Genomic DNA, 24,617 nt, shown 5'->3' with positions numbered 1-24,617 from the left:
CATGAGGCAAAGTCTCCTTTCATTTTAGGTTCTGGATAAACCTAGGGGGTACTTTGCCTTATTTTTTGCCTAAAAATGTTTACACATACTTTTATACATCATCGATATATTCCGAGTTGCGCCGATATATTCTAATAATCGTTGATATATTTTTATGTACTAACGGACTTTATGAGGAAAGGTCGTGATATTATGTGGATACAACAAATGATCCACACGAAACGTGGCACATTTGAACTTTTTACAAAGGGAAATGGCGAACCGCTTTGTATTACACATCACTATTCACAATTCAATGAAACTGGTGATTACTTTGCGGATGTTTTCACTGCTACGCATCGTGTATTGCTCATTAATTTACGAGGCGCTGGTAACTCAGCAAAAGCCCAGGTAGAAAACGAATTAAGTATGATTGAAACAATTCACGATTTAGAAGCTATACGAGAAGCATTACAACTTCCAACATGGCATTTCGCCGGTCATTCAACAGGTGGTATGCTTGGACTTTTATATGCGATTACATATCCAAATCCCTTACAATCACTAGTCGTCGTTGGAGCCGCAGCAAGTAATTATACTGAAACACCATTTTGTATTTATCATCCGGAACATCCTCAGTTTCATTATATGCAACAGCTCATCGAAAATTTAAAAAGCCCTCACCTTACAAATGAGGAACGAAAAGAACTATCTACCAAACGAACAAAATTATCTTTATATAAACCCGAAAACTACAATTCTTATTTTGATAAACCAATCAAAAAAACAATGTCTGCTAGCCGAATGAATGCTTTTTCTCACGAATATCCAGCATTTGATTTACGAGAACATTTACCTTCTATCCAAACAAAGACACTTATTATATGCGGAAGACACGATGTACAGTGCCCGCTTCAGTATTCTATCGAGATGCATAAGGGTATACGTAATTCTACCTTTGTGACATTTGAGGAGAGTAATCATTATCCTTTTTTAGAAGAAGCTGCTCAATTTATTTCTACTACTCAAAAATTTTATAAATCGTTACACTAGTACCTTTATTATTAAAGAAAGCTCGCAGCCTCTATAAGACTATGAGCTTTCTTTTCAGACGAAATATTTTGTACTATATAAAAATAAAAGATAAAAGGAAAAGAGCACCAAACCTATATCAAGCAACACTGACTTTTTATCTCCTTCTTTCAAACCTATCGTAATATTAAAAATGCTTCTAACTATCCAACCTAACACCAAAAATAACCAGCCGAAATGATCATTCGTATAATCGTCATCATAAAACATTTGTATTGCACCAATAATTAATAAAATAATTATAATATTAGTTCCAATCCTTAAGACCTTGTTTGATTTATTATCCTTTAATTCAGCCCCCAAAATGTTGCACTCCCCTTCAAACCATCGTGCGTATTAGCAGAGATGGTTTATCCCTCTTTATATTTTAACATAAATTACCTTATATATCCTTTCACTTACAGTTACAAATATGGACAACCGTAATCATGTTCCCTCCATTGCAACATGCTCATAACTTTAAAGAGATAGAAAAGATTTTGCTAAAAGGATATAAGTAAAACGCTAATTTTTGCCTTCCTCCCCCGCTCTATGCTACATTTAACCCGTTATATCAATATGAATAGGGTGGGAATACATATGAACAAACCTAAAATTGGGATGATTGGACTTGGAAGTATCGCACAAAAAGCTTATCTTCCAACACTTACAAAAGAAACAGATTGGAATTTTGTAGGGGCGTTTACACCTAACGCGGAGAAAAGAAAACAAGTTTGCCAGCAATACCGCATTCAAGACTTCCATTCTATTGAAACGTTAGCTTCGGAATGCGATGCAATCTTCGTTCATAGTTCAACTGCATCGCATTATGAAATCGTTTCTAAACTTCTGAAAAAAGGAATCGATGTTTATGTTGATAAGCCGCTAGCTGCTACAGTGGAACAAGCTGAGAAACTAGTTGAGTTGAGCGAAAAGTATAACCGAAAGTTAATGGTTGGATTTAATCGCCGCTTCGTTCCTATGTATGTTGCGGCAAAAGAGCAAGCTCATAACATTTCATGGATTCGAATTGAAAAGCACCGCACAAATAAAGTCGGGCCATATACGTACGACTTTACGATGTTAGATGATTACTTACATATTGTAGATACTGCTCGCTGGTTAGCTAACGATGAGCTTAACGTCGTTCATAATATGATGCAAATCAATGAAAAGAATGAACTTCTTTACGGACATCATACATATACAACTGCAAATGGAATGTTACTTTCTACCGCAATGCACCGCCATGCCGGTACAAATTTAGAACAAATTGAACTTGTCACAACAGGAAAAATCATTCGCGTAAAAAACATGAACACATTTGAAGTTGAGCAAGAAAATGCAGTTTCTCAAATTGGTTCCCCATCATGGGATACGACGTTAAAACAACGCGGTTTTGAAGATGCTGTTCATCATTTTATTGCATGTGTACAAGGAGATACAAAGCCTGTTGTAGATGGATTAGAAGGATTAAAAACGCAACAACTGCTGCAATCCCTACTGGACGCTACAAGTAAAAATTAAAACGGATACATTTTTCAGAATTTACTTTCATTCCCATTTCCCCTTTATTTCTCACGCAAATTTCTATAGAATATGTTGATAGGAATTATAAATTTCATAATGAATCGTGGAAAGGATGGGATTAACACATGTGGAACGAGTTTAAAAAGTTCGCTTTCAAAGGGAATGTCGTTGATTTAGCTGTCGGGGTTGTAATCGGTGCTGCATTCGGTAAAATCGTTAGTTCTTTAGTAAAAGATGTTATTACACCATTACTTGGTATGGTATTAGGTGGCGTTGACTTTACAGATTTAAAACTTACATTCGGTAAGTCATCTATTATGTACGGTAACTTCATCCAAACTATTTTTGATTTCTTAATTATTGCAGCAGCTATCTTTATGTTCGTTAAAGTGTTCAACAAACTAACATCTAAAAAAGAAGAAGAAAAAGAGGAAGAAATTCCAGAACCAACAAAAGAAGAAGAACTTCTTAGCGAAATTCGCGACTTATTAAAACAACAAAACTCTTCTAAAGATAGAGCATAATTGAACGGATAAAAAGGCATGTCCCGAGAGGGACATGCCTTTTCTATATGCTATAACGTTTCCGAATTCATATGAATAAATAAAATAATACCAGCAACCATAAGTACCATAATACTACTTGCAAATAGTGTAATACCGATAAACATTAAACTTGTGCTCATATCCACCGATACACTTTCAATAAAAATAGAAATTACATACGTGATAAGGGCAATTCCTGCAAGAATACTTCCTGGAACAAATCGCTTTAAACCATTTTGTTTTAACGTCATATATGCAAAAATAGCAGTCATACAAAGCGTAATTATCCAAAGAACGATCATCTCTTCTCCCCCCTCACAAGCCTTTTCTTTCTATTATACATGACATTGCCCTATAATAGTTAAATTTGCACTTATGTGACATATAACAAGGAATTATACAGTCATATAGAGAAGTCTCCCAGATAAGCTATAGAACTTGGGAGGATTTCAATTGGAAGAAGATATTGTAGGATATTTTAAACAAGTAGAGAAATTTGATTATATTACAATTGACTTAGACAAAAAGTTTTTTTATATGGAAATTGTACAACTAGAAACAAATATAACTTTGCTAAAAATATCACTTAACTTAGACAAAGATGAAACTATTATTGCTGGCAATGTGAAACAATATGATCCTTCTAGGTTAGAACAATTCATACAAAACTTTAAACATACTGCACAAACATGCCTTGCACATAATTTACGAAGTCCTGAAGAACTTTTTGCATTTTGGAAAAAGAATTAATCTCCCTCCTTTAAAAAAATGGTTATTTTTTCTATTAATTGATATAATTATTATATACAAATATTCTTTATAAGGGAGTGTTCATAATGATTTGGATTTCACTAATCGTATTAGCCTATTTCATCATTCTCGTCCCAATACAGTATAACTACATTAAAATACTCAAAGAAAAACAGAAGAAAATGAATATGTCACAAAACGAACTATATGACAACATGTCTTATGAAGAATCTCAAATACATTACCATTATCAAAGTAACGTATTTACAATACCTGCTTCGCTTGTTGCAAGTATTATTTATAAAGTGAAACATGCAGCATAATATGTACGCTGTAAAATTATTGTTTGAATCTGTTCATTCTGGTGAGCCTAATCCTACGAAAATGGATGAGGATTATGAAAAGGATTGCGATACACTTTTTGAAGAAAGTATTATTCTTGTTAAAGCAAGCAGTTTGGAAGAAGCTCATGCACTAGGTGAACAAATCGCTATACAGTCTGAGCATACGTACGATAATATGTACGGTGAGCAAGTAACGTGGACGTTTCGAAAACTATTGCATGTGTTTGAATTAGACGAGACACCATTTGAAACTGGAAAAGAATTATACGCAAGATTTTTACACGTTAAGAAAAATGAAACGGTGAATACCGTAGTAAAAGCATACTATCCTGAATATGAATAAAAGCTCACAGCAATCGCTGTGAGCTTTTTTATACTTACTTCGTTGAATCTCTAAATTGGATACGGTGAGGTAAGATAACAGTGTGATCTTCCACTTTTTCTTTGTTCATATACTTTGTTAATAGACGCATTGCTACTGCACCGATATCATACATCGGTTGTACAACTGTTGAAAGTTGTGGACGAACCATTAATGCAAGGCGTGTATTATCGAAACCAAGTACTTCTACATCAGTTGGTACATTTAATCCAGTGTCTTGTGCTGCGTGGATTACACCTAGTGCCATTTCGTCAGAAGATACGAAGATCGCTGTTGGCTTTTCATCAAGGCTCCAAAGCTTTTCGAATGCTTCGATACCTGAGTCATATGTGTAATCTCCATCGATTACAAGATTTTCATCATATGAAATACCTGCTTCTTCTAGAGCTTTTCTATAACCTTGTAACTTCTTCGCACTCCCCGCTTTATCAATGAAAGGACCAGAGACGAAACCGATACGCTTATGTCCTTGTTCAATAAAGTGCTTCATTGCGTCGTAAGCTGCTTGTGTATAATCAATGTTTACTGATGGCGTTTCATTTTGCTCATCAAATGACGCTGCTAATACGATTGGTACTGGAGACTTTTTAAATTCTTCAGCGTGAATATCTGTAATATCTTCACCCATGAAAACAATTCCGTCCACTTGTTTTCCAAGCATCGTATTTAATAAATGGAACTCTTTCTCTTTGTTTTGGTCAGAGTTACTTAAAATAATGTTATATTTGTACATTGTTGCGATATCTTCAATTCCACGAGCAAGTTCTGCATAAAACGTATTTGAGATATCAGGAATAATAACACCTACTGTAGTTGTCTTTTTACTTGCTAGTCCACGTGCTACCGCATTTGGGCGGTATCCTAAACGATCAATTGCTTCTAATACTTTCTTTCTTGTTGTAGGCTTTACATTTGGATTACCGTTCACAACGCGTGATACGGTAGCCATTGAAACGTTCGCTTCGCGCGCTACATCATATATTGTTACGTTCATCTCATCGCACACTCCTTCTATTTTTGTTATCTATTGTTATGTATCGGTTACTTGAATGAAAAAAAGACATCAACTCTATTTGCAGATGCCACCAATCGTCCCGAGTTCTTCCTTTTACTAATGATACGATAAAAACGCAGGCTCATACAATATTTTCCCGCAAAAGTTTCGAAAAAATTCGCTTCTTTTCTCGTATTTTCGTATTTTTTATGAAAAAAAGGGCATTTTTTGTAAAAATATAGATGTTTCATAAGTAGAAACCTTATTTCAAGCAGCACAATAGTAAATGAAATTTATATCAGCCATTTTTCGAATATATCAACCGCAACTCGAAATATATCGACTTACCAACAAAAATCGACAATGATAGGCATTTGATGCGCTGGATCTGGGAGTACTTCACAATTGTCGATGCAAGGGGTATAAATAGGCTTCTTTCTTTAAAATCAGTACAGTGGGAAATATGGAGCGTATTACGCGGCGTTCTTTCATTACTTCAGCAACTTAATATATTTGTTTATAACTTTCCACTGCGCATGGTCCCATAATAAAATACTGATTTCCATCACCATTAATTTCAATACATTTTATTTTTCCATTTTCAGACACTAACTATAACGCATTTCCTCTAATTTCAAAAATTCCCCAAACCTATTCAATATATCTTCTTTCGTAGTTGGAACTTCTTGAGGCATATAATTAACAAATCTCACCATATCTTCTGGATAGTGATGATTTCCATAAAACTCTGTAATTTTATTTAATAACTCATTATCTTCTTTACACCTTTCTTTTATTTCAGATAAATAAACAAATCTTAGTTTTCTTTTCTCCTCCACTAACATTTTGTTTTCTTCATCTAATTGAGGAAAATAATTAGTTTTTATTTCTAACATTATCTTACCTAAATCTTCATTAGAGACTCCCCATGTAAGTTCATTAACAAACTCGCTTTCATCACCAATTCCCATTAACTCTACTGCATAATCAGAAATAACGTCTTTGCTAAAATAATTTTCTTGGACGCCTACAAAAATAGTTTTCCAATCATACTTAATATGTTTATGTTTTAAATCTTTTAAGTTCATATTATTCACCTCTTACTTTTCTGAATTTGATTTGGCTCACCCGTCATGACACACTTTTATTTACAATAAAAAAGACAGTTTAAACACTGTCTTTTTTTATAAGAAGGAAACAAACGGTTTATCGCTGTTTTTCTCTTTTATAACAATTGCCTCAATTTTATTCTCGGACTTTATCTGCAATTGTACTTTTGCATCTTTCGGTAATTGGTCTAACATACTTTGAGCGGCGAGTTGAGTAAGAGCCATTAATTCTGTTTTACCGTTATATTTAATAACAATATCCATATTTAATGTATCCATTTGATTTTTCTTATAAGAAACTTTAGCATTTACTGGGATAAAGTCTCCAGGAGAAAAACCTTTCATTGCCTCAGCAAATTTATTTATTTTTTCATTATCTTCTCCATGTGCTTGTGTAAATTCATCGGAAGGATATGAATACGCTTTTTCTTCAATTGCATTCCAATTTCCAAGGTTCGTATCATTCTTTTGAACGGTAGCACTAGCAATATACGTGCCATTTTTTAAAGAACTTGTACTTTCTTGCTTAAAGATAGCAAACGTAATTGGGGATTTATTATACTTGTCATTTTTATGAATAGCTTCAATAAGTTGCTTAGCAACTTCAGTCCCCTTAGACATTGCCTCTTCATTGGATACACTTGAAGACATAGCTAACCCAATTACAACGCCAGATAAACTTAATTCATTTGAATTCTGTTTCCCGAAATAGTCTTGTTCTATAATATTTGTCAAAACAGGTGCTTCTACTTTTGCGACTAGTTCATCAACTAACTTCTCAGGAATATACTGATTTAATTGAAGCACATGGTTTTCTGTATCAAATTGCTCTTTTGCAATATTCATTAAACCATTTTCATACTCTGCTAAATCTAATTTAGAATTTGTTTTTACATTAGCTGTATTGATAACCTTTTGTTCTTTTAAAGGAATTACAGTTCTATAATAATCTTTAGAAACAGCAGTTCTCGGAATCATGCTTTTTTCTTTCGTATCTTTCTGTATAACTTCATCCTTCTTACTAATCGTATCATTACTACAAGCTCCTAGTAATAAACTTACGACTGCGAAGGATAATGCCATTTTCTTCATTACTTAAAACCTACTTTCAACAATCTAGTTATTTAGTTTGAACTATTAACAGTTTACCATTAAATATATTTCAACAAAAACAAAAAAAAGAAGCAAGCACCTTTCGCTTGCTTCTTTTTACTTAATATTCTCTTCTAAAACATCTTTTTTAATGTTCCAATGAGACGTATTCCATACTACCATCCCATCTTTTATGTATAACACTTGCGGAGATTCATGTTTCATGCTGTACTGTTCTGCAACACGATTCGAAACATCTCTTGCATCTTGTACGTATAAGTAGTACGCTGGTACCGCTCTTTCTTCACTACAATAAGCTTGAAATTCTGTATAAGCACCATGACTAATAGGACATGTCGTACTATGTTTAAAAAGAACATAAGGCTCGTTTTTTTCTACTAGTACTTCAAACTCTTCAATTGTTTCAAGTTTTGTCATATTCATTACGATTCACCTCTCATACGAAGTCTAGAGCGCTTCTCTTTCTTTTCAGCTTTTTTCTCAAGTCTTTCTAATTTACGCTCTTCTTTTTCAACCTTTTTCTCTTGTCTTGTCGCACGATAATGATTGTATACTTCAATTGCTGCGCTACTCCACTGTACAACTTGCGCTACTTTATCTGCATTATTTTCAATTTCGTCCGTAACAGACTCTGATACATTACGAAGTTTCGTATTTAAAGAATGGATTGTCGTTCCAATTCCATCTACACCCGATACTACTTTATTTAATGATTGTGACTTCTGTTGAATGTCATCAGCTAACGCATTTGTTTTATGTAATAATTGCTCCGTCTCTACGCTAATCCCTTGCATTTGCTTTTCTAAACCTTCTAACGTGCTTGCAACGTTTTCTAACGTCTTCTGAACCGATAACAACGTTCTACATACATACACTACTAATACAGCGAAAGCAACCGCGATAATAGCTGCACTTACATATAAAAGAACTTGCATTTCATCACTTCCTTTATCTTTTTCATACTTTCCCCTATTATACAATCATTTTCCGTTTCGTTCTAATCCCTATCTTTTCATTAGAATTTTCATACTTATTCGTTAACTTTAACATAAATCATTCAACAAATTCCACTAAGTAGGTTACAATAGGAGAGGATACATAATTAGTAGGGAGGCTTTACATATGAAAGATCCACGCATTGAAAAGTTAGCATACAATTTAATTAACTACTCTATTCGCTTACAAAAAGGCGAAAAAGTATTAATTGAAAACTTTGGCTTACAAAAAGAACTTGTAACTGCACTTGTTAAAGAAGCATATGCAGCTGGTGGTTTCCCATTCGTTTCTTTAAAAGATCATCAAGTAGATCGCTCTTTATTAATGGGTGCTACTGAAGAACATTTTGAACAAATCGCAGCCTATGAAGCAAGCGTAATGAAAGATATGGACGCTTATATCGGTCTTCGCTCTGGCGATAACATTAACGAACAAGCTGACGTGCCAAGTGAAAGAATGCAAATTCACGGTCAAACAGTTGGTAAGAAAGTTCATAGAGACATCCGCGTTCCAAAAACACGCTGGGTTGTTCTTCGCTACCCAAATGCCTCTATGGCACAGCTTGCGAAAATGAGCACAGAAGCTTTCGAAGACTTCTACTTCGAAGTCTGTAACTTAGACTACGGTAAAATGGATAAGGCGATGGATAGCCTTGTTACATTAATGAATAAAACAGATAAAGTGCGCCTAACTGGACCTGGAACTGACTTAACATTCTCTATTAAAGACATTCCAGCAATTAAATGCTCAGGTCATTTAAACATTCCAGACGGTGAAGTATACTCTGCACCAGTTCGTGATTCTGTTAACGGTACAGTTTCTTACAACACGCCATCTCCTTACAACGGTTATACATTTGAAAATGTACAACTTAAGTTCGAGAACGGCCAAATCGTTGAAGCAACTGCAAACGATACAGAGCGCATTAACAAAATCTTCGATACAGACGAAGGCGCACGCTACGTTGGTGAGTTCGCAATCGGCGTAAACCCATACATCTTACATCCAATGGGAGACATCCTATTCGATGAAAAAATCGATGGCAGCTTCCACTTCACTCCTGGACAAGCTTACGACGATGCATGGAACGGCAATAACTCGAACATTCACTGGGATTTAGTATGTATCCAACGCCCTGAATATGGCGGCGGCGAAATTTACTTCGACGACGTACTAATCCGTAAAGACGGACGCTTCGTTGTACCTGAATTAGAAGCTTTAAATCCAGAGAACTTAAAATAATAATAAAAACGCTCGGGATTTTTCCGAGCGTTTTTTTAATACTTTAATAAGTCTTTCGCCACATCTTCTGGCACTTTAAAACTCATCTTCTTATTTTTCATTTCAACTTCAACATAAGGGACATCTTGATATACTGTCATTGTACCGATTTCATGTAACTCTTTTTTATCTTTACTCGACTCTGATAATTTTGGTGTATCTTCTTGATACATTTTAAATGTTTTCCCTTGCGGAGTATCTAAAGGAGCCGACTGCATTTCCCACTTATCCATTTTCATGACTTCAAACAGCTTTTCAATTTCTTTCTTATCGGTAATTACTTTCTTTTCACTTGAATCAGTAAGTGATTCAATTTCAACTTTTTGTGCCTTTTCTAAGTTTAGATTCGTCTTTTCCTTCTTCGTACTACATCCTAGTAAAAGAAAGGATGCGGTTAGCAGAAATACAAATAACATAAGGACTTTTTTCATTTCTAATCCTCCTAACTACATAGGCCTACTTTTCTCGCTTTTTGTTTGCTGAAAGTGAAAATAATGCAAAAGTGCCACTGCAATAGTACCAATTACTATCGGAACATATAAAGGCAGATTCCATTTCGTATATACTCTAGTGCAGCCAACAATTACAAACAAAATTTCCAAACAAAATAAAGGTTTTACATATTTCATTTCTTACCCACCATTTCTATTTTCACATGTGGATTCTCTTTTTCTACAAGTGATAAAAACTGCTTCATATGTTGCGGCATCGCAATCATATGTACTTTATATGCATTCGTCGTAATTTCAAGAGATTTCCCAACTTGACGAATGATTCTTATCTCTTTCAATACGATATCGTCATTTAAAACACCGTACTTTAATACACCATTTTCTACTTTATGCTTTTTAATAAACACTTCCCAAACGAGTGGTACATTAACAAGGAAGCATAAACCCATCCCAATTAACGCTGTCATCCACTGCTCTTTATTAGCGATAATCATGACGAGTGGATATACAAACATAAAAGCTAACGTGAGACAAACGAAAAATATTACTGATTTACTTCTTTGAATCGGAAAATTCATACATACACCCCCACCCTAAATTATACCATTAATTCCATTTTAATTCATAAAAAAAGGCCATTTCTAAATGACCTCCTTAAACCACCTTACTTATCTTGAATCTCTTTCCATTCTGAAGCTAATAAACTATATACAGCGATATCGTGGAAGTGATCGTATAGCCATTCTTCATCTCTTAAAACACCATCTAACTTAAACCCTAAACGTTCTGGAATAGCACGACTTTTCACATTTTCAACACCGCATCTAATTTCCATTTTATTTAATTTTAAATTCTCAAATGCATAGTGAAGTACAGCCTTCACGCTACGCGTCATAATACCTTTCCCGCCAGCATCTTCTGCCAGATAGTAACCGAGACTTGCCGCTTTCTTCCCCCAGCTCACTGGATGAATACCTACCATCCCAACGAGCTTTCCTTTATAACGTATGCCACTTTCAAAACCGTCTCCCTCTGCAAACTTCTTTAACCACATCGGACAAATCTCATTATAAGCATCAGCAGATTTCGTCCCATCTACCCAAGGAAGCCATCTTCTTAAATGATTACGGTTTTGATTTATTAATTGATATAGTTCCTCTTTATGATGCTTCTCTAATAACTGTAATTCAATTTCGTCGTCTACTCGGAGTGTGAACATGTTTTTCGGCCCCTTTTTAGTTTTCTTATTATTCTAACATCTATAGGTAAAAAACGTTAAATAATTTATTTTCATTTAAATAAAAAATAACTATATATGATTGATATCTAGATATGAATCATATATAGTTAAAGTATGGAAAAAAATGATAATTTTATAATTCAATTACGTAAAGGTGTTTTTGATCTCGCTATTTTATCCTTAATAAGTAAACAACCTATGTACGGATACGAAATTACAAGTGCATTACAAGAAATCCCTGTATTTCATATCCCGAACGGCTCGATTTATCCTATATTAAATCGAATCACGAAAAACAATTGGGCTGTTTCCTATTGGGAAGAGTCCGGTGATGGCCCAAAAAGAAAATACTATCGCATTACAGACGAAGGGAGAGAAATTTTACATAGTCGCTTACATGATTATGATGCCGTGTATCAAGCTCTAATGTTACTAGCTAAAGGAGAGGATAAAAAATGAACAAGGAACAATTCTTTGCAAATGAACTCATTATTTCTTTCTTACACGATTTTCAGAAAGGTTTAATGAACTTACCTACATCAGCACGCGAACAACATGTGCTAGAAATTAAATCTGATTTATACGAAAATGCATTAAGTAAAGAAAGTGAAGGGATACCATCAGCAAGCATCCCTTCACAAGTGATTGCAGAATTTCTTCCTTCAAAAGAACTAGCAAAGGAAATTGCAGCAGAATATATAGACGTTATTCAAGATGTACAGCAATCTACAAATACATTTATAAAATATTATTCTGGCCTATCTATCGGTCCACTTGGTGCTCTATCAGTACCTATTGTACTAGGCTTCATCAATATTTCAGCTAATTTGCCATTTGTACTAGCTTTTATAGCAAGTAACATTTGGTTCATCTGTAGAGAAAACCATTGGAATACAGACTTATTAAAATACTTTAAAACAATAATTTCCATTAGCTCAAGGCTTTTAATCGCTCTTCCATTTTCATTTTTCGCAATTCGCATCATCATAACAAAACAATTCGATATGTTTTCATTCTATTATTTAATTGGATATGTACTTTTTAGTTCAATTTATATCGTTTTGTTAAAACAACTCTACAAAAAGAATAAACAATACCAACCTATCCATGGTTTTTAAATATATCGAACACAACAAAAAAGACGCACAGCTAAGCTATGCGTCTTCTCTATTACTTCTCTGCAATTTGAACTTCTTTTACGTAAGCTGCTTCGAATTTTTGGATGTCTCCTGCGCCCATGAAAATGAGAACGCCGTTTTTATGTTTCTTTAATACATCCGTTGTTGTATCTGTAATTAATTCTGCACCGTCAATACGCTTTTGCAGATCTTCGATTGTTAATTCACCTTTGTTCTCGCGCGCTGATCCGAAAATATCACATAAGTATACTTGGTCAGCTTTGCTTAGGCTTTCAGCGAACTCATCTAAGAACTTTTCTGTACGTGAGAATGTGTGTGGCTGGAATACAGCGACAATTTCACGCTCTGGATGTTTTTGACGAGCGGCTTCAATCGTTGCATTAATTTCTGTCGGATGGTGTGCGTAGTCATCAATAATAACTTGCTCTCCCATTGGCTTTTCATTAAAGCGACGTTTTACGCCTTCAAAAGTTGTTAACTGATGCTTAACTGCTTCTACATCAACGTTTTCATAATGGCAAAGCGCGATTACTGCTAATGCATTTAATACGCTGTGGTTGCCGTATCCTGTAATTTTGAACGTGTCATAGTACGTATTACGAACGAATACATCGAAAATAGTACCATCTGTTCTCTTTTGAATGTTACGTGCTTGGAAATCATTATCTTCTCCAAATCCATAGAAAATAACAGGTACTTTCGCTTGAATTTTTTGAAGTTCTTCATCATCTCCACATGCAATAATGCCTTTTTTCACTTGCAATGCCATCTCTTGGAATGCACTGAATACATCATTGATATCTGTGAAATAATCTGGATGATCAAAATCAATGTTTGTCATAATCGCATAGTCTGGATTGTAAGACAAGAAATGACGACGATACTCACAAGCTTCAAATACAAAATACTTACTATTTTCTACCCCATGCCCTGTTCCATCTCCAATAAGGTAAGATGTAGGGTGTGCACCTTGCATTACATGGGCTAACAAACCAGTTGTTGATGTTTTTCCATGTGCACCAGTTACAGCAACACTTGTGTATTGGTTCATAAGGTCACCTAAGAAGTGATGGTAACGATGTACTGGGATGTTTAATTCTTTTGCTGCTACGATTTCTTCATGCGTATCAGGGAATGCATTTCCTGCAATAATCACTTGTCCTTCTTTTACATTACTTTTATCAAAAGGAAGAATCGAGATACTACGCTTTTCCAACGCTGTTTGTGTAAAGAAACGCTTTTCATAATCAGACCCTTGAACAGTATGCTTCATGTCATGAAGAATTTGCGCTAATGAACTCATTCCTGTTCCTTTAATTCCTACAAAATGGTAAACTGTCATCTTAAAGAACCTCCAACATTTCGAACTAATACAACGGCCTATCTATAAGACAGTATATGAATCTTTTCTTATTTTGGTAATCATCATACATTTTTGATGTAGTGAAGTTATTCTTCCCTTCACTTATCAGGATAAACTCGTACGTACTTCTTTTTTATGTCCATAACAAATCCATTATAGCAAAAAAGAAGCCGCTATACTATGATAACAGAAAAACTGATAGGGTCAATCACCTATCAGTTTTTCTCTCTCTTACATATCTTCTCTTTTTTCTAATTGAACACGTTCTAGACGTGGGTTTGGACGATATTTACGACCAGCTTTCGCTTCCGGTTTTCCATTTAATTCTACGTTATCACCAGTAAAGCCAATATTCATTTTTAATAAGCTACTTCCTACTCCGTATATATCAACAGGTACGTTTTGAGCTTCAAATTCACGAATACGTTTCTCATCAAATCCACCAGTTACAACGATGTCTACATGCTGGAATCCTTCTTCATCAAGTGCTTTACGAAGTGCGAATACAAGCGATGGGTTTACACCACGTGGATCAAATGTTCCAAGTACTTCTGGGTGGCGAATGAAGTATTGATCAATCATCGTGCGAGACGTATCTACACGTACACCTTTTAATGTTGATCCAAATTCACGTGCTACGCGAAGTGCATCTGTAATGACATCATTGTTGTAATCAATTAATACAACTAATTCATCTTCTGGGAATTTCTTATGATATGCTTTTGCCGCTTCCACAACATCACCATTAAACATTTGAATTAATGCGTGAGGCATCGTCCCCATACCACTTTTGCCCCACCATTCATTCATCGCATGCGTCGCTTGTGCGCTCATACCACCGATGTATGCTGCATAACCGTCACCAGCTTGTTGTGTATAATGATCATCACGGTCTCCCATGAAAATAACTGGTTTTTCTTTATCTACGCTACGTGCAGCTTGGACAACGTTATATACGTTTGTCGCAACCGATGTACGACGAGCTAAAATCCCATCAATAACACCTTCTAAAAATCCGAAATTTTCATAAGGACCATGAATTGTTAACACTGTTTCAAATGGACTAATTTTATCGCCATCTTTTAAAGAGTTAATCTCAAGTTCCTCAGGATTTTTAGCGAATGTTTGTAGCAATGCAATGACTTCATCTGTTCCGCAAAGAACTGCATTTTCCTTTTGGAAAAATTGCATCGTTACAACACTTTTCGGGCGAAATTCTTGAATGATTTCTCTAGTCTTTAAAAAGTAAACGGCAGAGAACCAACCTTCTCCAACACGTTCGTCAAATTTAAATGTTTTATTTGTTAGTCTATTTATTTCACCTTTTAATTTTAATTCAATTTCTTTCATGTCGCTTTACTCCCTACTTTACTATCCAACATTTTCTCTTAGTATACAGCAAAACCGTTTACTATACATTTGTTTCCTGCATAGCAGCAAATTCATCCTCAGAAATAAGGACATCTCTTGGCTTCGTTCCTCTTGCTTCAGAAATAATCCCTTGCGATTCCATCTCTTCAATGAGACGTGCCGCGCGATTATAACCGATGCGGAATTTTCGCTGTACAGAAGATGTGGACGCTCCCCCTTGTTCTACAACAAATTGACATGCTTCAAAGAACAATTCATCTTCCGACTCAGCCTGTTCTGTTTTCGCTAATAAATCCTCTTGCTTAAATAAGTAATTCGGCTTCATTTGCTTTTTCACATGATCAACTGTCTTTTCAATCTCATCATCCGATACATATACACCTTGTACACGAACTGGCTTAGACGTACCGTTCCCTAAGAATAACATATCACCACGGCCAAGTAATTTCTCCGCGCCCCCAATATCAATAATCGTACGCGAATCAACTTGAGATGATACAGTAAACGCAATACGCGTTGGAATGTTTGACTTAATTAAACCTGTAATAACATCTACAGATGGACGCTGCGTCGCTACTAATAAATGAATACCACAAGCACGTGCTTTTTGCGCAATACGACAAATCGCTTCCTCAACATCACCAGGTGCTACCATCATTAAATCGGCTAGCTCGTCAATGACAATAACGATATAAGGTAATGTCTCTCCCGGAATTTCTCGCTCACTTACAATCGTATTGTAACGAGTTAAATCACGAGCTCCTGCGTGCGCAAATAATTCATAACGGCGCTCCATTTCTTCAACTGCCCATTTTAATGCAGCTGTCGCTGCTTTTACATCCGTAATAACAGGTGCTACAAGATGTGGAACAGAATTGTATGGTGCAAGCTCAACCATCTTCGGATCGATTAACATTAACTTCACTTCATGTGGTTTCGCTTTATATAAAATACTTGTTAAAATGGCGTTAATACACACACTTTTACCTGAACCTGTTGCACCCGCAATAAGTCCGTGTGGCATTTTTCGAATATCCGTTACAATTGGATCACCTGAAATATCAAGTCCAAGCGCAACCGTAAGCGGTGATTCACTCTTTGTAAACACAGGACTTCTTAAAATTTCACGAAGAAATACTGGCTTACTTTCTTTATTGGGAACTTCGATTCCAATCGCACTCTTCCCTGGAATCGGCGCTTCAATACGAATATCTTTCGCCGCTAAACTTAGCTTAATATCATCACTTAAGTTTGTAATTTTATTTACTTTTACACCTGGATCTGGTTGTACTTCAAAACGAGTTACTGCTGGACCTTGCGATACATTAATAACATGTGCGCCAACGTGGAAATTATTAAACGTTGTATCTAATAATTCTTTCTGTTCTTCCAACCATTCCGTATTATCTAACGCTGCTTGCTGCGGAATCGATAGTAATGTTAATGATGGAATCGTATACGTCGGTGGCGTTTGCAATACATTTCGCACATCATTCTCTCTTTGATTTACAACATATGCTTTCTCTTCTACTTCCGTACTTGAAATTGGCTTTTGTACTTGCTCTGCCACTACTTGTTGTACTGGCTGCACTTCTTCCACTTGTGGCTCTACTACTTGCTGCACTGGTTTTTCTTCCACTTGCGGTTCTACCACTACTTGCTGCATTGGCTTTTCTTCCACTTGCGGTTCTACCACTACTTGCTGCACTGGTTTTTCTTCCACTTGTGGTTCTACCACTACTTGCTGCATTGGCTTTTCTTCCACTTGTGGTTCCACTACTTGCTGCACTGGTTTTTCTTCCACTTGTGGCTCCACTACTTGCTGCATTTGTTTCTCTTCCACTTGTGGTTCCACTACTATTTGTTGCATTGGCTTTTCTTCCAATTGTGGCTCCACTACTTGCTGCATTTGTTTCTCTTCCACTTGTGGTTTCACTACTACTTGTTGCATTTGTTTTTCTTCCACTTGTGGTTGTTCTTCTACTTGATGTACAGACTTATTCTCTACTCGTTCACTCATAGAAGGTTGCATTGCATTTGTTCTAGCCGCATGTCTTTCCATTAATCGCGTTCTGTCTTGTTTCAACATAACAACATTAAATGGTACGTGACGCTTTTTCTCACGTTTTGGTTCTTCTTTTTGTACAACTGTTTGTTCTTCTACGACTGGTGCTTCTTCTGCAACTGGCTGTTCTTCTACGACCGGTGCTTCTTCTGCAGCTGGTTGTTCTTCTACAATCGGTGTTTCTTCTGCAGCTGGTTGTTCTTCTACGACCGATGTTTCTTCTGCAACTGGTTGTTCTTCTACGACCGGTGCTTCTTCTGCAACTGGCTGTTCTTCTACGACCGGTGCTTCTTCTGCAGCTGGTTGTTCTTCTGCAATCGGTGCTTCTTCTGCAGCTGGTTGTTCTTCTACGACCGATGTTTCTTCTGCAACTGGTTGTTCTTCTGCAATCGGTGCTTCTTCTACAACTGATTGTTCTTCTACGACCGGTGCTTCCTCTACAACTCGTTGTTCTTCTGCAATTAAAACATCCGCAAAGCTTTGAACATCTTTTTTCGTTTGTTCATCAGCCTCAGCAACATGTATGAATTCATTCTTTTGTTCAATTGCTTTATTTAACACCATTTCTTGTTGCATTTCCTCAAGTGCTACAGGCTCGGCTTCTTCTGGTGCTTTTGTTTCCGCAATTACTTCCACTTCTTCTGACTCTTCTGTTTCTGCAATTACTTCTACTTCTTCTGCTTCCGCAATTACTTCTACTTCTTCGACTTCTTCTGCTTCTGCAATTACTTCCACTTCTTCTGACTCTTCTGCTTCTGCAATTACTTCCACTTCTTCTGGCGCTTCTGTTTCCGCAATTACTTCCACTTCTTCTGACTCTTCTGCTTCTGCAATTACTTCCACTTCTTCTGACTCTTCTGCTTCCGCAATTACTTCCACTTCTTCTGATTCTTCTGTTTCTGTAATTACTTCCACTTCTTCTGATTCTTCTGTTTCTGTAATTACGTCTACCTCTTCAAATTCTTCTGGTATTTCCACAATGATTGTTTCTTCAAGCTTTTCTTCTGCTTTGACAATCACTGATTCTTCTGGTGCTTGTTTTTCTACTTCAATAGTAGGTTGTTCTATTTCTGTACTACGTTTAATTTCTTCTGATAATATTGTATCCTCGTGCTCTACTTTAGAATCTACTAATTCCTCTTGTAGAATGTTTTTGTCCACTACATCACTTTCTTGCTTCGCACCTTCCATGCGCTCAGCAATTGTTTCATGAAGTAATTCAGCCGCTGGAACTTCCTGCGGTGCACTCATTTCTTGAACCACTTCTTTTTCTTCCACTATAGGCTCTTGGCGTTCGATTTCATAACCGTTTTTCTCTAGCCATTGATCAACAACTGACTTTTCTTCCTTTTTACTCTCTTCATATTGTTGCTCTCCTTGCTCGTTAGCAGCTCTATGACTAGAAGAAGTCGGTGCTTGTCCTTCTGAGAAATCAGATAATGTATATCCTTTTTTCTCTAACCATGCATCAACGACTGATTTGCCCTCTACAGATATTTCAAGGTCTTCTCTTTCCTTTACTTCCTCCTGCTTTTCTTCCTTTTTCTCTACTGAAGGACGATTATATCCGTAAATTGGCGAAATCATTTCTGTTGGACGAAATGGTCTACGGTTACTTTCTTGCGCTGGTGTAGATGCTTTCTTTACGACAGGTTCTCGCTCCGGTTCATATTGCATTTCCGGCTCTTCATATGTAGAAACTACCTTCTCCACATACTGTCGTCTGCTTCTTTCCACTTTGATTCCTCTTTGAATAGGCGACTCTTTATATGTTACAGCTTGAACAGGTTGTTCTTCAAAACGCCCTGTTTCTATAACATCCTCTTCATCGAACCCATTATCCGGTACTAATGGAAAACGGCATTTACCTGCATTCCTACTTGCCATTTGTGCTTCTCTTGCTTCGGTGTAGTGGTTTACACGAGGAATTTTCGGCTGACTTTCAACTTGCTTTGGTACTTCTTTATTCATCGCTGTTTGTTCTTCCTCTTTGTTAAACAGCTTTTTCATCCAATCTAACATGCTTACCACTCTTTCTACTAAATAGTAACATCCTTTATTGTATCAGCATTCGGCAAAAAGTGCAGGTAAAATTAAGCATGTCATATTTATCCATAATATTCTAATTTACGAGTGTTTTCATATAGAAAAACGCAGCCTTACATGTAAGACTGCGTTTAAGCTTTACTCTTCCGATATTCATCTACACTATCCGTTACACTTTGCACCGGTCTCAAAGTTTTTTATAATTGTTTTATAATCTCATCTATATTTCCAATATGAACGGGTTGCCACAATTCTGTACCACGCTCTGCCGTATACACTGGATACGCATCATCATCGATATTCACGAAAACTGGGTCTCCCATATCTGTTTCATACCCAATAACAATCCATTCATCTTTCCATTTTCCGTGTTCTTCACTTATTAATGAATTTTGATGTTTATCATATCGATAACCAATTTGTCCTTTTTCTAATTCATTTTGAATAAACAAATATATCTCATAAGTACCTAACTCGATATCTTGCTGTTTTGAAGTTTCAATTCGTTTCAGAAGTTCTGCGATTTTTGGTTGTTGTTTCATACGTCTATCCCCTTCTATTTTTCTAAATTTTAACTATTTTGTTTATAAAACACAATATAGATTTTAAGAAAAAAGGTGACATCCTTATGAATATGAATGATTTCCTGAATATATCTATTACAACTCGCAATATATCAACGGTTCGACACAGGATATCGACTTACTGACAAAAAACGAAAAGAGAGGTTGTCCAAAAGGACACCCTCTCTTTTCTTATATCAATTAAAATTTAAACTCTTGTCCAACTTCAAAGCTATCTTCTAATACAAGAATACCTTTTTCTTGTGGAGCATCTGGAAGCTCTAATTCACGTGCTGAACAAATCATTCCAGCAGAAGGAACTCCGCGAAGCTCAGCTGGCTTGATTAACATACCGCTTGGCATTACAGCGCCGATTTTTGCAACGACAACTTTTTGTCCTGCATCAACGTTTGGTGCGCCACATACAATTTGTAATGTTTCTGTACCGATTTCTACTTTACAGATGTTTAGCTTATCGGCATTTGGATGTTTCTCTTTTTCAGCTACATAGCCTACAACAAATTTCGGAGAAAGATCTGCTTCTACTGTTTCTTCAAAGCCGTTCTTCGCTAAAATTTCGTTGATTTTTTCTACAAGTTCTTTCGTTAACGTAAGGTTACCTGTTTCTTTTACTTCTAAGTAAGAAGATGCATTAAAGATGTTGAATCCTGCTGTTTCGTTGCTTTCACGGTCATATACGCGTGCAACATCTCCTTTGCGATCAAAAGTACGGTTCTCTAAAGTAATATCTTGTAAGGCAACAATTAAAGTGTCACCAATTCCTTCAAGGTTGTAAAAAACGTTCACTTCGTTCATCCTTTCTCTTTTCCATCTGTCTTCTTCCGATTCTTCGCTAAAATAAAGATTGGTTCAAAGTCCCCATCTTCATATACGAATGAAAGTGATGTAATCGGAACATGCCCTTCGGCAAAAAATTTCATTGTCATTTGTGCAATAATATCATAACCGATTTCGTTGACGATATCAGCAATAATTAATACATCTTGGTGAGGAACAGCAACAACCATGTCACCAGAAATCTTTTCACGCATCGATTGTAGTAACGATTCGTTTAAAATACGAGTGGCATCATACCCATCATTTGTGTTTAAAAAGTAGAATGTATTACCTGCTACTGTGTCTTGTTTAAATTCATAACCTAATGAGCGAGCGTTGAATAATGCCATTTCACGTACTTGTTGCTCTGTAAGCCCTAATTTTTGTAATAAACGCTCGTCAATGAGACGATATGTTTTATTCGAATCTAGCGCATAGTAAATACGTGTTTCCGCCGTATGATCCGTCATAATAAACGGATTTCCTTCTTCTGCTTGTTTCGGGAAAGAAGTAGAGCGAATAACAGGTAAAATTTTCGCCGCGCTATTTTCTTCCTTATGCATCGCAATTAACGCTTCTTGTACGTAGTAGGCAACCTCTTCAATCGCCTTTTCTTTATTCACTTCCCATTTTGCTACAACTCCTGGAAGCGATACGTTAATACCTTTTTTTGAGTCTTTCTGTTCTATACGTAGAACTTCTTTCTCACTATCATACTGAAAGTCCCATTCCGGGCGAGATAATCTCTTCATTAACTCGTCTTTCATCTTTTTACTTGTCATCTTCATCTCTTTTTCCTCCCTTCCAAAAAAATAACCTCCCCCGCGAAGGTAGAGGTTGTTTTACAATTCAATTGGCAAATTGCCTTATTTTAAACCTTCAATGAACTCTTCGATTTGTTCTTGTGTTTTACGATCTTTGTTTACATAGCGACCTGTTTCTTCACCTTTATTGTACGCTACAAAGCTCGGAATGCCAAATACGTCTAATTTTACGCATAGATCAATAAACTCATCACGATCTACATAGTAAAATGAGAAATCACTATATTTCTCTTCTACTTCTGGCATAAATGGATCTACGAAGCGGCAGTCTGGACACCATTCTGCTGAGAACATAAAGACTACATTCTCTTCATTTTTTAACTCTTGGAATTGCTCCATGCTTTCTAATGATTTCATCTATATTTCCTCCTCTAACGAGTACATTTTTCATGTTATAATCTTTCTTTTATACTACCATACATCGCGCACGGTGCAAGGTTTATGCTTGCTTTTCATCATACTTATATTGCCCAACAAGTAACTTAACAACGTGTACAAATAATTCCGTACGGTCCACATAATCATCCGTAAAAATACCGATAGCACCTTCATGACTACGAATATCTTTTCTCTGTACAAACTCTTCCATCACTTCACTTAACTCCTTACCACCTTCAAGAGGTGCTAAAAAATCATCTGGTAACGTAATACGTGCCCCGCCAGCAACGAATATTTTACCATCACTTGTTGCTAGCGCGCCCCAATTACACATAAATAAACCGTGCTCTGTTTTCATTACGCCGCCTTCTAGTCCAATGCCAATTTGAGCTTCCCCTTCCTCTAGCGCTCGCTTCGCTCTATTGATCGCTCCTTGCATCGTCTCTTCATCTGAAAACGGTTGTGCTGCTACTCCTGAAGGAACAGAAAGAGATGTAATTGTAGCACCTTTCCAAACCTTCTCCACAGCTCCAACCTTCGTTTTATTCTTAGATCCAACTACTACTTTCATTTCATTCACCTCTATAAAAATTTATCATTTTCCCTTAATCAAATTGTTCTTTATACACGGGAGCACGGCCACCACACATCGCTTGTTTGTCTCTTCACTCTAAAAAAGAAGAGTTTTTCTCACAACATTGCGGACCTCGAACCCAAAAACAACCTTACTCTCACTTCCTACCCGAGGTTTTAATCCCCGTACGAGAATCAATTAAGCACTGACCGCTACCATACATGGCTCGAGCATCTATTCAATCTAAAAAAAGAATGGTTTTCTCACAACATTGCCGATCGCTCCCGCACATCGCCGGGCATCTATTCAATCCAAAAAGAAAGGTGGCTTCCCTCAATTACAGACCTCGAACACAAAAATAGTCTTCCTCTCGCTTCCTACCCGCGCTCTTAATACACCATTCGAGCACCCATTAAGCACTGACCGCTACCATTCATGGATGGGTCATCTATTCAATCTAAAAAAAGAAAGGCTCTTCAGCCCTTCTTCTCTACGCGTTATTCTTAATTGTCTCTAACGTCGTTTTATCCGTTGCTCTTACAAGCTTCGTAATTAGCTCTTTCGCTGCCGCATAGTCATCAACATGTAAAATAGAAGCATGTGTATGAATGTAACGTGCGCAAACACCAATTACTGCTGATGGGATACCTGAGTTACTTGTATGTACACGTCCCGCATCTGTACCGCCTTGTGAAATAAAGTATTGGTACGGAATGTTGTTTGTTTCTGCTGTATCTAAAATGAATTCGCGCATTCCTCTATGCGTTACCATCGTACGGTCATAAATACGAAGAAGAGCACCTTTTCCTAATTGACCGAACTGTGTTTTATCACCAGATGCATCGTTTGCTGGACTTGCATCAAGCGCATAGAAAATATCTGGTTGGATCATATTTGCAGCAGTTTGCGCACCGCGAAGACCAACTTCTTCTTGTACAGTCGCACCAGAGTACAATGTGTTTGGTAATGTTTCGTCTTTTAATTCTTTTAGTAATTCGATTGCAAGGCCACATCCATAACGGTTGTCCCAAGCTTTCGCCATAATTTTCTTTTCGTTTGCCATCGGCGTAAACGGGCAGATTGGCACGATTTGTTGTCCTGGTTTTACACCAATCTCAATCGCATCTTCATAGCTATCTGCGCCTATATCAATTAACATATTTTTTATATCCATCGGTTTTGCACGTTGCGCGTCACTTAATAAATGAGGAGGAATAGAACCAACAACCCCAATAACAGGGCCATTCTTCGTCATCACTTGTACGCGCTGAGCTAATAGTACTTGGCTCCACCAGCCGCCTAACGGTTGAAAACGAAGCATTCCGTTTTTCGTAATTTGCGTAATCATGAAACCTACTTCATCCATATGACCTGCTACAAGAACACGCGGGCCAGTTTCGTCCCCTTTTTTCAGCCCAAATACGCTACCTAAACCGTCTTGTACAATTTCATCTGCATATTTGCTTAATTCTTGCTTCATAAAACGGCGTACATCATGTTCAAAACCTGATGCACCCTGTAATTCTGTTAACGTACGAAATAATTGTAATGTCTCTTTATTCACGAAGTCCCCTTCTTTCAAACCTTAGTAGAATACCTCTTTTATTGTAACGAAATTTTCGAAATGTTTCTAGTTTCTTCTTTTTTAGCTGTATTTGCTTTATAATTATT

General features: G+C 36.5%; 29 protein-coding genes. 9 read left to right on the top strand and 20 right to left on the bottom strand.

The features are described from left to right. Nucleotides 1-192 precede the first annotated feature (192 nt). Nucleotides 193-1,032, top strand: coding sequence for an alpha/beta fold hydrolase (locus tag ACTFSI_RS21140; RefSeq protein WP_440045619.1), 840 nt, complete (start codon nt 193-195; stop codon nt 1,030-1,032). 54 nt (nt 1,033-1,086) lie between these two features. On the opposite strand, the gene ACTFSI_RS21135 is transcribed toward ACTFSI_RS21140, so the two are convergent. Continuing rightward, complete coding sequence (locus ACTFSI_RS21135; RefSeq protein ID WP_265153006.1) at nt 1,087-1,374, bottom strand: hypothetical protein; 288 nt, start codon at nt 1,372-1,374, stop codon at nt 1,087-1,089. A gap of 276 nt (nt 1,375-1,650) precedes the next feature. On the opposite strand from ACTFSI_RS21135, the gene ACTFSI_RS21130 reads away from it, so the two are divergent. Then, nucleotides 1,651-2,577 carry a Gfo/Idh/MocA family protein gene (locus tag ACTFSI_RS21130; protein WP_001039704.1) on the top strand — a complete coding sequence of 309 codons (927 nt, stop codon included), beginning with the start codon at nt 1,651-1,653 and terminating at the stop codon, nt 2,575-2,577. 128 nt (nt 2,578-2,705) lie between these two features. Next, the gene (gene mscL, locus ACTFSI_RS21125; RefSeq protein WP_000267018.1) at nt 2,706-3,104 is read left to right on the top strand and encodes a large-conductance mechanosensitive channel protein MscL; all 399 of its coding nucleotides are present in this window, start codon (nt 2,706-2,708) and stop codon (nt 3,102-3,104) included. 50 nt (nt 3,105-3,154) lie between these two features. On the opposite strand, the gene ACTFSI_RS21120 is transcribed toward mscL, so the two are convergent. Then, complete coding sequence (locus ACTFSI_RS21120; protein ID WP_000636591.1) at nt 3,155-3,427, bottom strand: DUF3917 domain-containing protein; 273 nt, start codon at nt 3,425-3,427, stop codon at nt 3,155-3,157. A gap of 151 nt (nt 3,428-3,578) precedes the next feature. Here ACTFSI_RS21120 and dhp61 point away from each other — a divergent pair, with 151 nt between their 5' ends. From dhp61 to ACTFSI_RS21105, 3 genes are all read left to right on the top strand, one after another. Further along, nucleotides 3,579-3,875, top strand: a complete 297-nt coding sequence (gene dhp61 / locus ACTFSI_RS21115) for a protein Dhp61 (protein WP_000390664.1) — start codon at nt 3,579-3,581, stop codon at nt 3,873-3,875. A gap of 86 nt (nt 3,876-3,961) precedes the next feature. Next, nucleotides 3,962-4,198: a DUF3949 domain-containing protein gene (locus tag ACTFSI_RS21110; protein ID WP_000637879.1), complete on the top strand. Its 237-nt coding sequence runs from the start codon at nt 3,962-3,964 to the stop codon at nt 4,196-4,198. A 1-nt stretch (nt 4,199) separates the two neighbouring features. Continuing rightward, complete coding sequence (locus ACTFSI_RS21105; protein WP_041184254.1) at nt 4,200-4,562, top strand: DUF4288 domain-containing protein; 363 nt, start codon at nt 4,200-4,202, stop codon at nt 4,560-4,562. 34 nt (nt 4,563-4,596) lie between these two features. Here the strand turns inward: ACTFSI_RS21105 and ccpA are convergent, their stop codons facing one another. The 5 genes from ccpA to ACTFSI_RS21080 all read right to left on the bottom strand — a co-directional run bounded on the left by ccpA (nt 4,597) and on the right by ACTFSI_RS21080 (nt 8,752). Continuing rightward, nucleotides 4,597-5,595, bottom strand: a complete 999-nt coding sequence (gene ccpA, locus ACTFSI_RS21100; RefSeq protein WP_001103286.1) for a catabolite control protein A — start codon at nt 5,593-5,595, stop codon at nt 4,597-4,599. 608 nt (nt 5,596-6,203) lie between these two features. Further along, nucleotides 6,204-6,683 carry a DUF2247 family protein gene (locus ACTFSI_RS21095; RefSeq protein WP_001049285.1) on the bottom strand — a complete coding sequence of 160 codons (480 nt, stop codon included), beginning with the start codon at nt 6,681-6,683 and terminating at the stop codon, nt 6,204-6,206. Nucleotides 6,684-6,779: 96 nt separating this feature from the next. Continuing rightward, entirely contained in the window at nt 6,780-7,796 is a 1,017-nt protein-coding gene (locus ACTFSI_RS21090) for a CamS family sex pheromone protein (RefSeq protein WP_000738019.1), read from the bottom strand. Nucleotides 7,797-7,913: 117 nt separating this feature from the next. Further along, entirely contained in the window at nt 7,914-8,240 is a 327-nt protein-coding gene (ytxJ, locus tag ACTFSI_RS21085; RefSeq protein ID WP_044790864.1) for a bacillithiol system redox-active protein YtxJ, read from the bottom strand. After that, on the bottom strand, nt 8,240-8,752 hold the full coding sequence (locus ACTFSI_RS21080) for a DUF948 domain-containing protein (RefSeq protein ID WP_001197726.1): 513 nt from the start codon (nt 8,750-8,752) through the stop codon (nt 8,240-8,242). Before ACTFSI_RS21080 ends, ytxJ begins: the two co-directional genes overlap by 1 nt. Nucleotides 8,753-8,939: 187 nt before the next feature. Between ACTFSI_RS21080 and ACTFSI_RS21075 the strand changes: the two genes are divergently transcribed. Next, nucleotides 8,940-10,055 (top strand): aminopeptidase, encoded by a 1,116-nt coding sequence (locus ACTFSI_RS21075; RefSeq protein WP_000654739.1) that lies wholly within the window; start codon nt 8,940-8,942, stop codon nt 10,053-10,055. Nucleotides 10,056-10,090: 35 nt separating this feature from the next. Here ACTFSI_RS21075 and ACTFSI_RS21070 read toward each other — a convergent pair whose 3' ends face one another. The 4 genes from ACTFSI_RS21070 to ACTFSI_RS21055 form a co-directional block, all read right to left on the bottom strand. Continuing rightward, complete coding sequence (locus ACTFSI_RS21070; RefSeq protein WP_044790863.1) at nt 10,091-10,525, bottom strand: hypothetical protein; 435 nt, start codon at nt 10,523-10,525, stop codon at nt 10,091-10,093. Nucleotides 10,526-10,540: 15 nt separating this feature from the next. Beyond that, nucleotides 10,541-10,723 (bottom strand): hypothetical protein, encoded by a 183-nt coding sequence (locus ACTFSI_RS21065; protein ID WP_044790862.1) that lies wholly within the window; start codon nt 10,721-10,723, stop codon nt 10,541-10,543. Continuing rightward, nucleotides 10,720-11,124, bottom strand: a complete 405-nt coding sequence (locus ACTFSI_RS21060; protein ID WP_139896356.1) for a PH domain-containing protein — start codon at nt 11,122-11,124, stop codon at nt 10,720-10,722. The genes ACTFSI_RS21065 and ACTFSI_RS21060 overlap by 4 nt, the downstream gene beginning before the upstream one ends. Before the next feature lie 86 nt (nt 11,125-11,210). After that, nucleotides 11,211-11,765 carry a GNAT family N-acetyltransferase gene (locus tag ACTFSI_RS21055; protein ID WP_139896357.1) on the bottom strand — a complete coding sequence of 185 codons (555 nt, stop codon included), beginning with the start codon at nt 11,763-11,765 and terminating at the stop codon, nt 11,211-11,213. A gap of 135 nt (nt 11,766-11,900) precedes the next feature. Here ACTFSI_RS21055 and ACTFSI_RS21050 point away from each other — a divergent pair, with 135 nt between their 5' ends. Further along, nucleotides 11,901-12,245, top strand: coding sequence for a PadR family transcriptional regulator (locus ACTFSI_RS21050; RefSeq protein ID WP_000414143.1), 345 nt, complete (start codon nt 11,901-11,903; stop codon nt 12,243-12,245). Next, nucleotides 12,242-12,904, top strand: coding sequence for a hypothetical protein (locus ACTFSI_RS21045; RefSeq protein WP_440045617.1), 663 nt, complete (start codon nt 12,242-12,244; stop codon nt 12,902-12,904). Before ACTFSI_RS21050 ends, ACTFSI_RS21045 begins: the two co-directional genes overlap by 4 nt. Before the next feature lie 52 nt (nt 12,905-12,956). Here ACTFSI_RS21045 and murC read toward each other — a convergent pair whose 3' ends face one another. The 9 genes from murC to ACTFSI_RS21000 all read right to left on the bottom strand — a co-directional run bounded on the left by murC (nt 12,957) and on the right by ACTFSI_RS21000 (nt 24,510). Continuing rightward, complete coding sequence (gene murC, locus ACTFSI_RS21040) at nt 12,957-14,267, bottom strand: UDP-N-acetylmuramate--L-alanine ligase (protein ID WP_440045616.1); 1,311 nt, start codon at nt 14,265-14,267, stop codon at nt 12,957-12,959. A 252-nt stretch (nt 14,268-14,519) separates the two neighbouring features. Further along, on the bottom strand, nt 14,520-15,638 hold the full coding sequence (locus tag ACTFSI_RS21035; RefSeq protein ID WP_000658375.1) for a nicotinate phosphoribosyltransferase: 1,119 nt from the start codon (nt 15,636-15,638) through the stop codon (nt 14,520-14,522). A 61-nt stretch (nt 15,639-15,699) separates the two neighbouring features. Continuing rightward, a complete protein-coding gene (locus ACTFSI_RS21030) occupies nt 15,700-19,746 on the bottom strand; it encodes a DNA translocase FtsK (protein WP_440045615.1) in 4,047 nt (1,348 codons plus the stop codon). A 221-nt stretch (nt 19,747-19,967) separates the two neighbouring features. Beyond that, a complete protein-coding gene (locus tag ACTFSI_RS21025; RefSeq protein ID WP_440045614.1) occupies nt 19,968-20,312 on the bottom strand; it encodes a thiamine transporter in 345 nt (114 codons plus the stop codon). Nucleotides 20,313-20,534: 222 nt separating this feature from the next. Next, nucleotides 20,535-21,149, bottom strand: coding sequence for a YtpR family tRNA-binding protein (ytpR, locus tag ACTFSI_RS21020; RefSeq protein WP_001006759.1), 615 nt, complete (start codon nt 21,147-21,149; stop codon nt 20,535-20,537). Next, a complete protein-coding gene (locus ACTFSI_RS21015) occupies nt 21,146-21,958 on the bottom strand; it encodes a DUF1444 domain-containing protein (RefSeq protein ID WP_000784613.1) in 813 nt (270 codons plus the stop codon). The genes ytpR and ACTFSI_RS21015 overlap by 4 nt, the downstream gene beginning before the upstream one ends. 78 nt (nt 21,959-22,036) lie before the next feature. Beyond that, nucleotides 22,037-22,351 (bottom strand): thioredoxin family protein, encoded by a 315-nt coding sequence (locus tag ACTFSI_RS21010; protein ID WP_000838192.1) that lies wholly within the window; start codon nt 22,349-22,351, stop codon nt 22,037-22,039. 82 nt (nt 22,352-22,433) lie between these two features. Further along, on the bottom strand, nt 22,434-22,943 hold the full coding sequence (locus ACTFSI_RS21005) for a DUF84 family protein (RefSeq protein WP_139896361.1): 510 nt from the start codon (nt 22,941-22,943) through the stop codon (nt 22,434-22,436). A gap of 493 nt (nt 22,944-23,436) precedes the next feature. Continuing rightward, a complete protein-coding gene (locus tag ACTFSI_RS21000; protein ID WP_001031503.1) occupies nt 23,437-24,510 on the bottom strand; it encodes a M42 family metallopeptidase in 1,074 nt (357 codons plus the stop codon). Nucleotides 24,511-24,617 lie beyond the last annotated feature (107 nt).

The sequence above is a fragment of the Bacillus cereus group sp. MYBK101-2 genome (genome assembly GCF_051918845.1).
In the GTDB taxonomy this organism is placed as follows: domain Bacteria; phylum Bacillota; class Bacilli; order Bacillales; family Bacillaceae_G; genus Bacillus_A; species Bacillus_A paranthracis.
The sequence above is the reverse complement of the archived record's forward strand: the minus strand, read 5'-3'. Positions and strand labels throughout refer to the sequence as shown.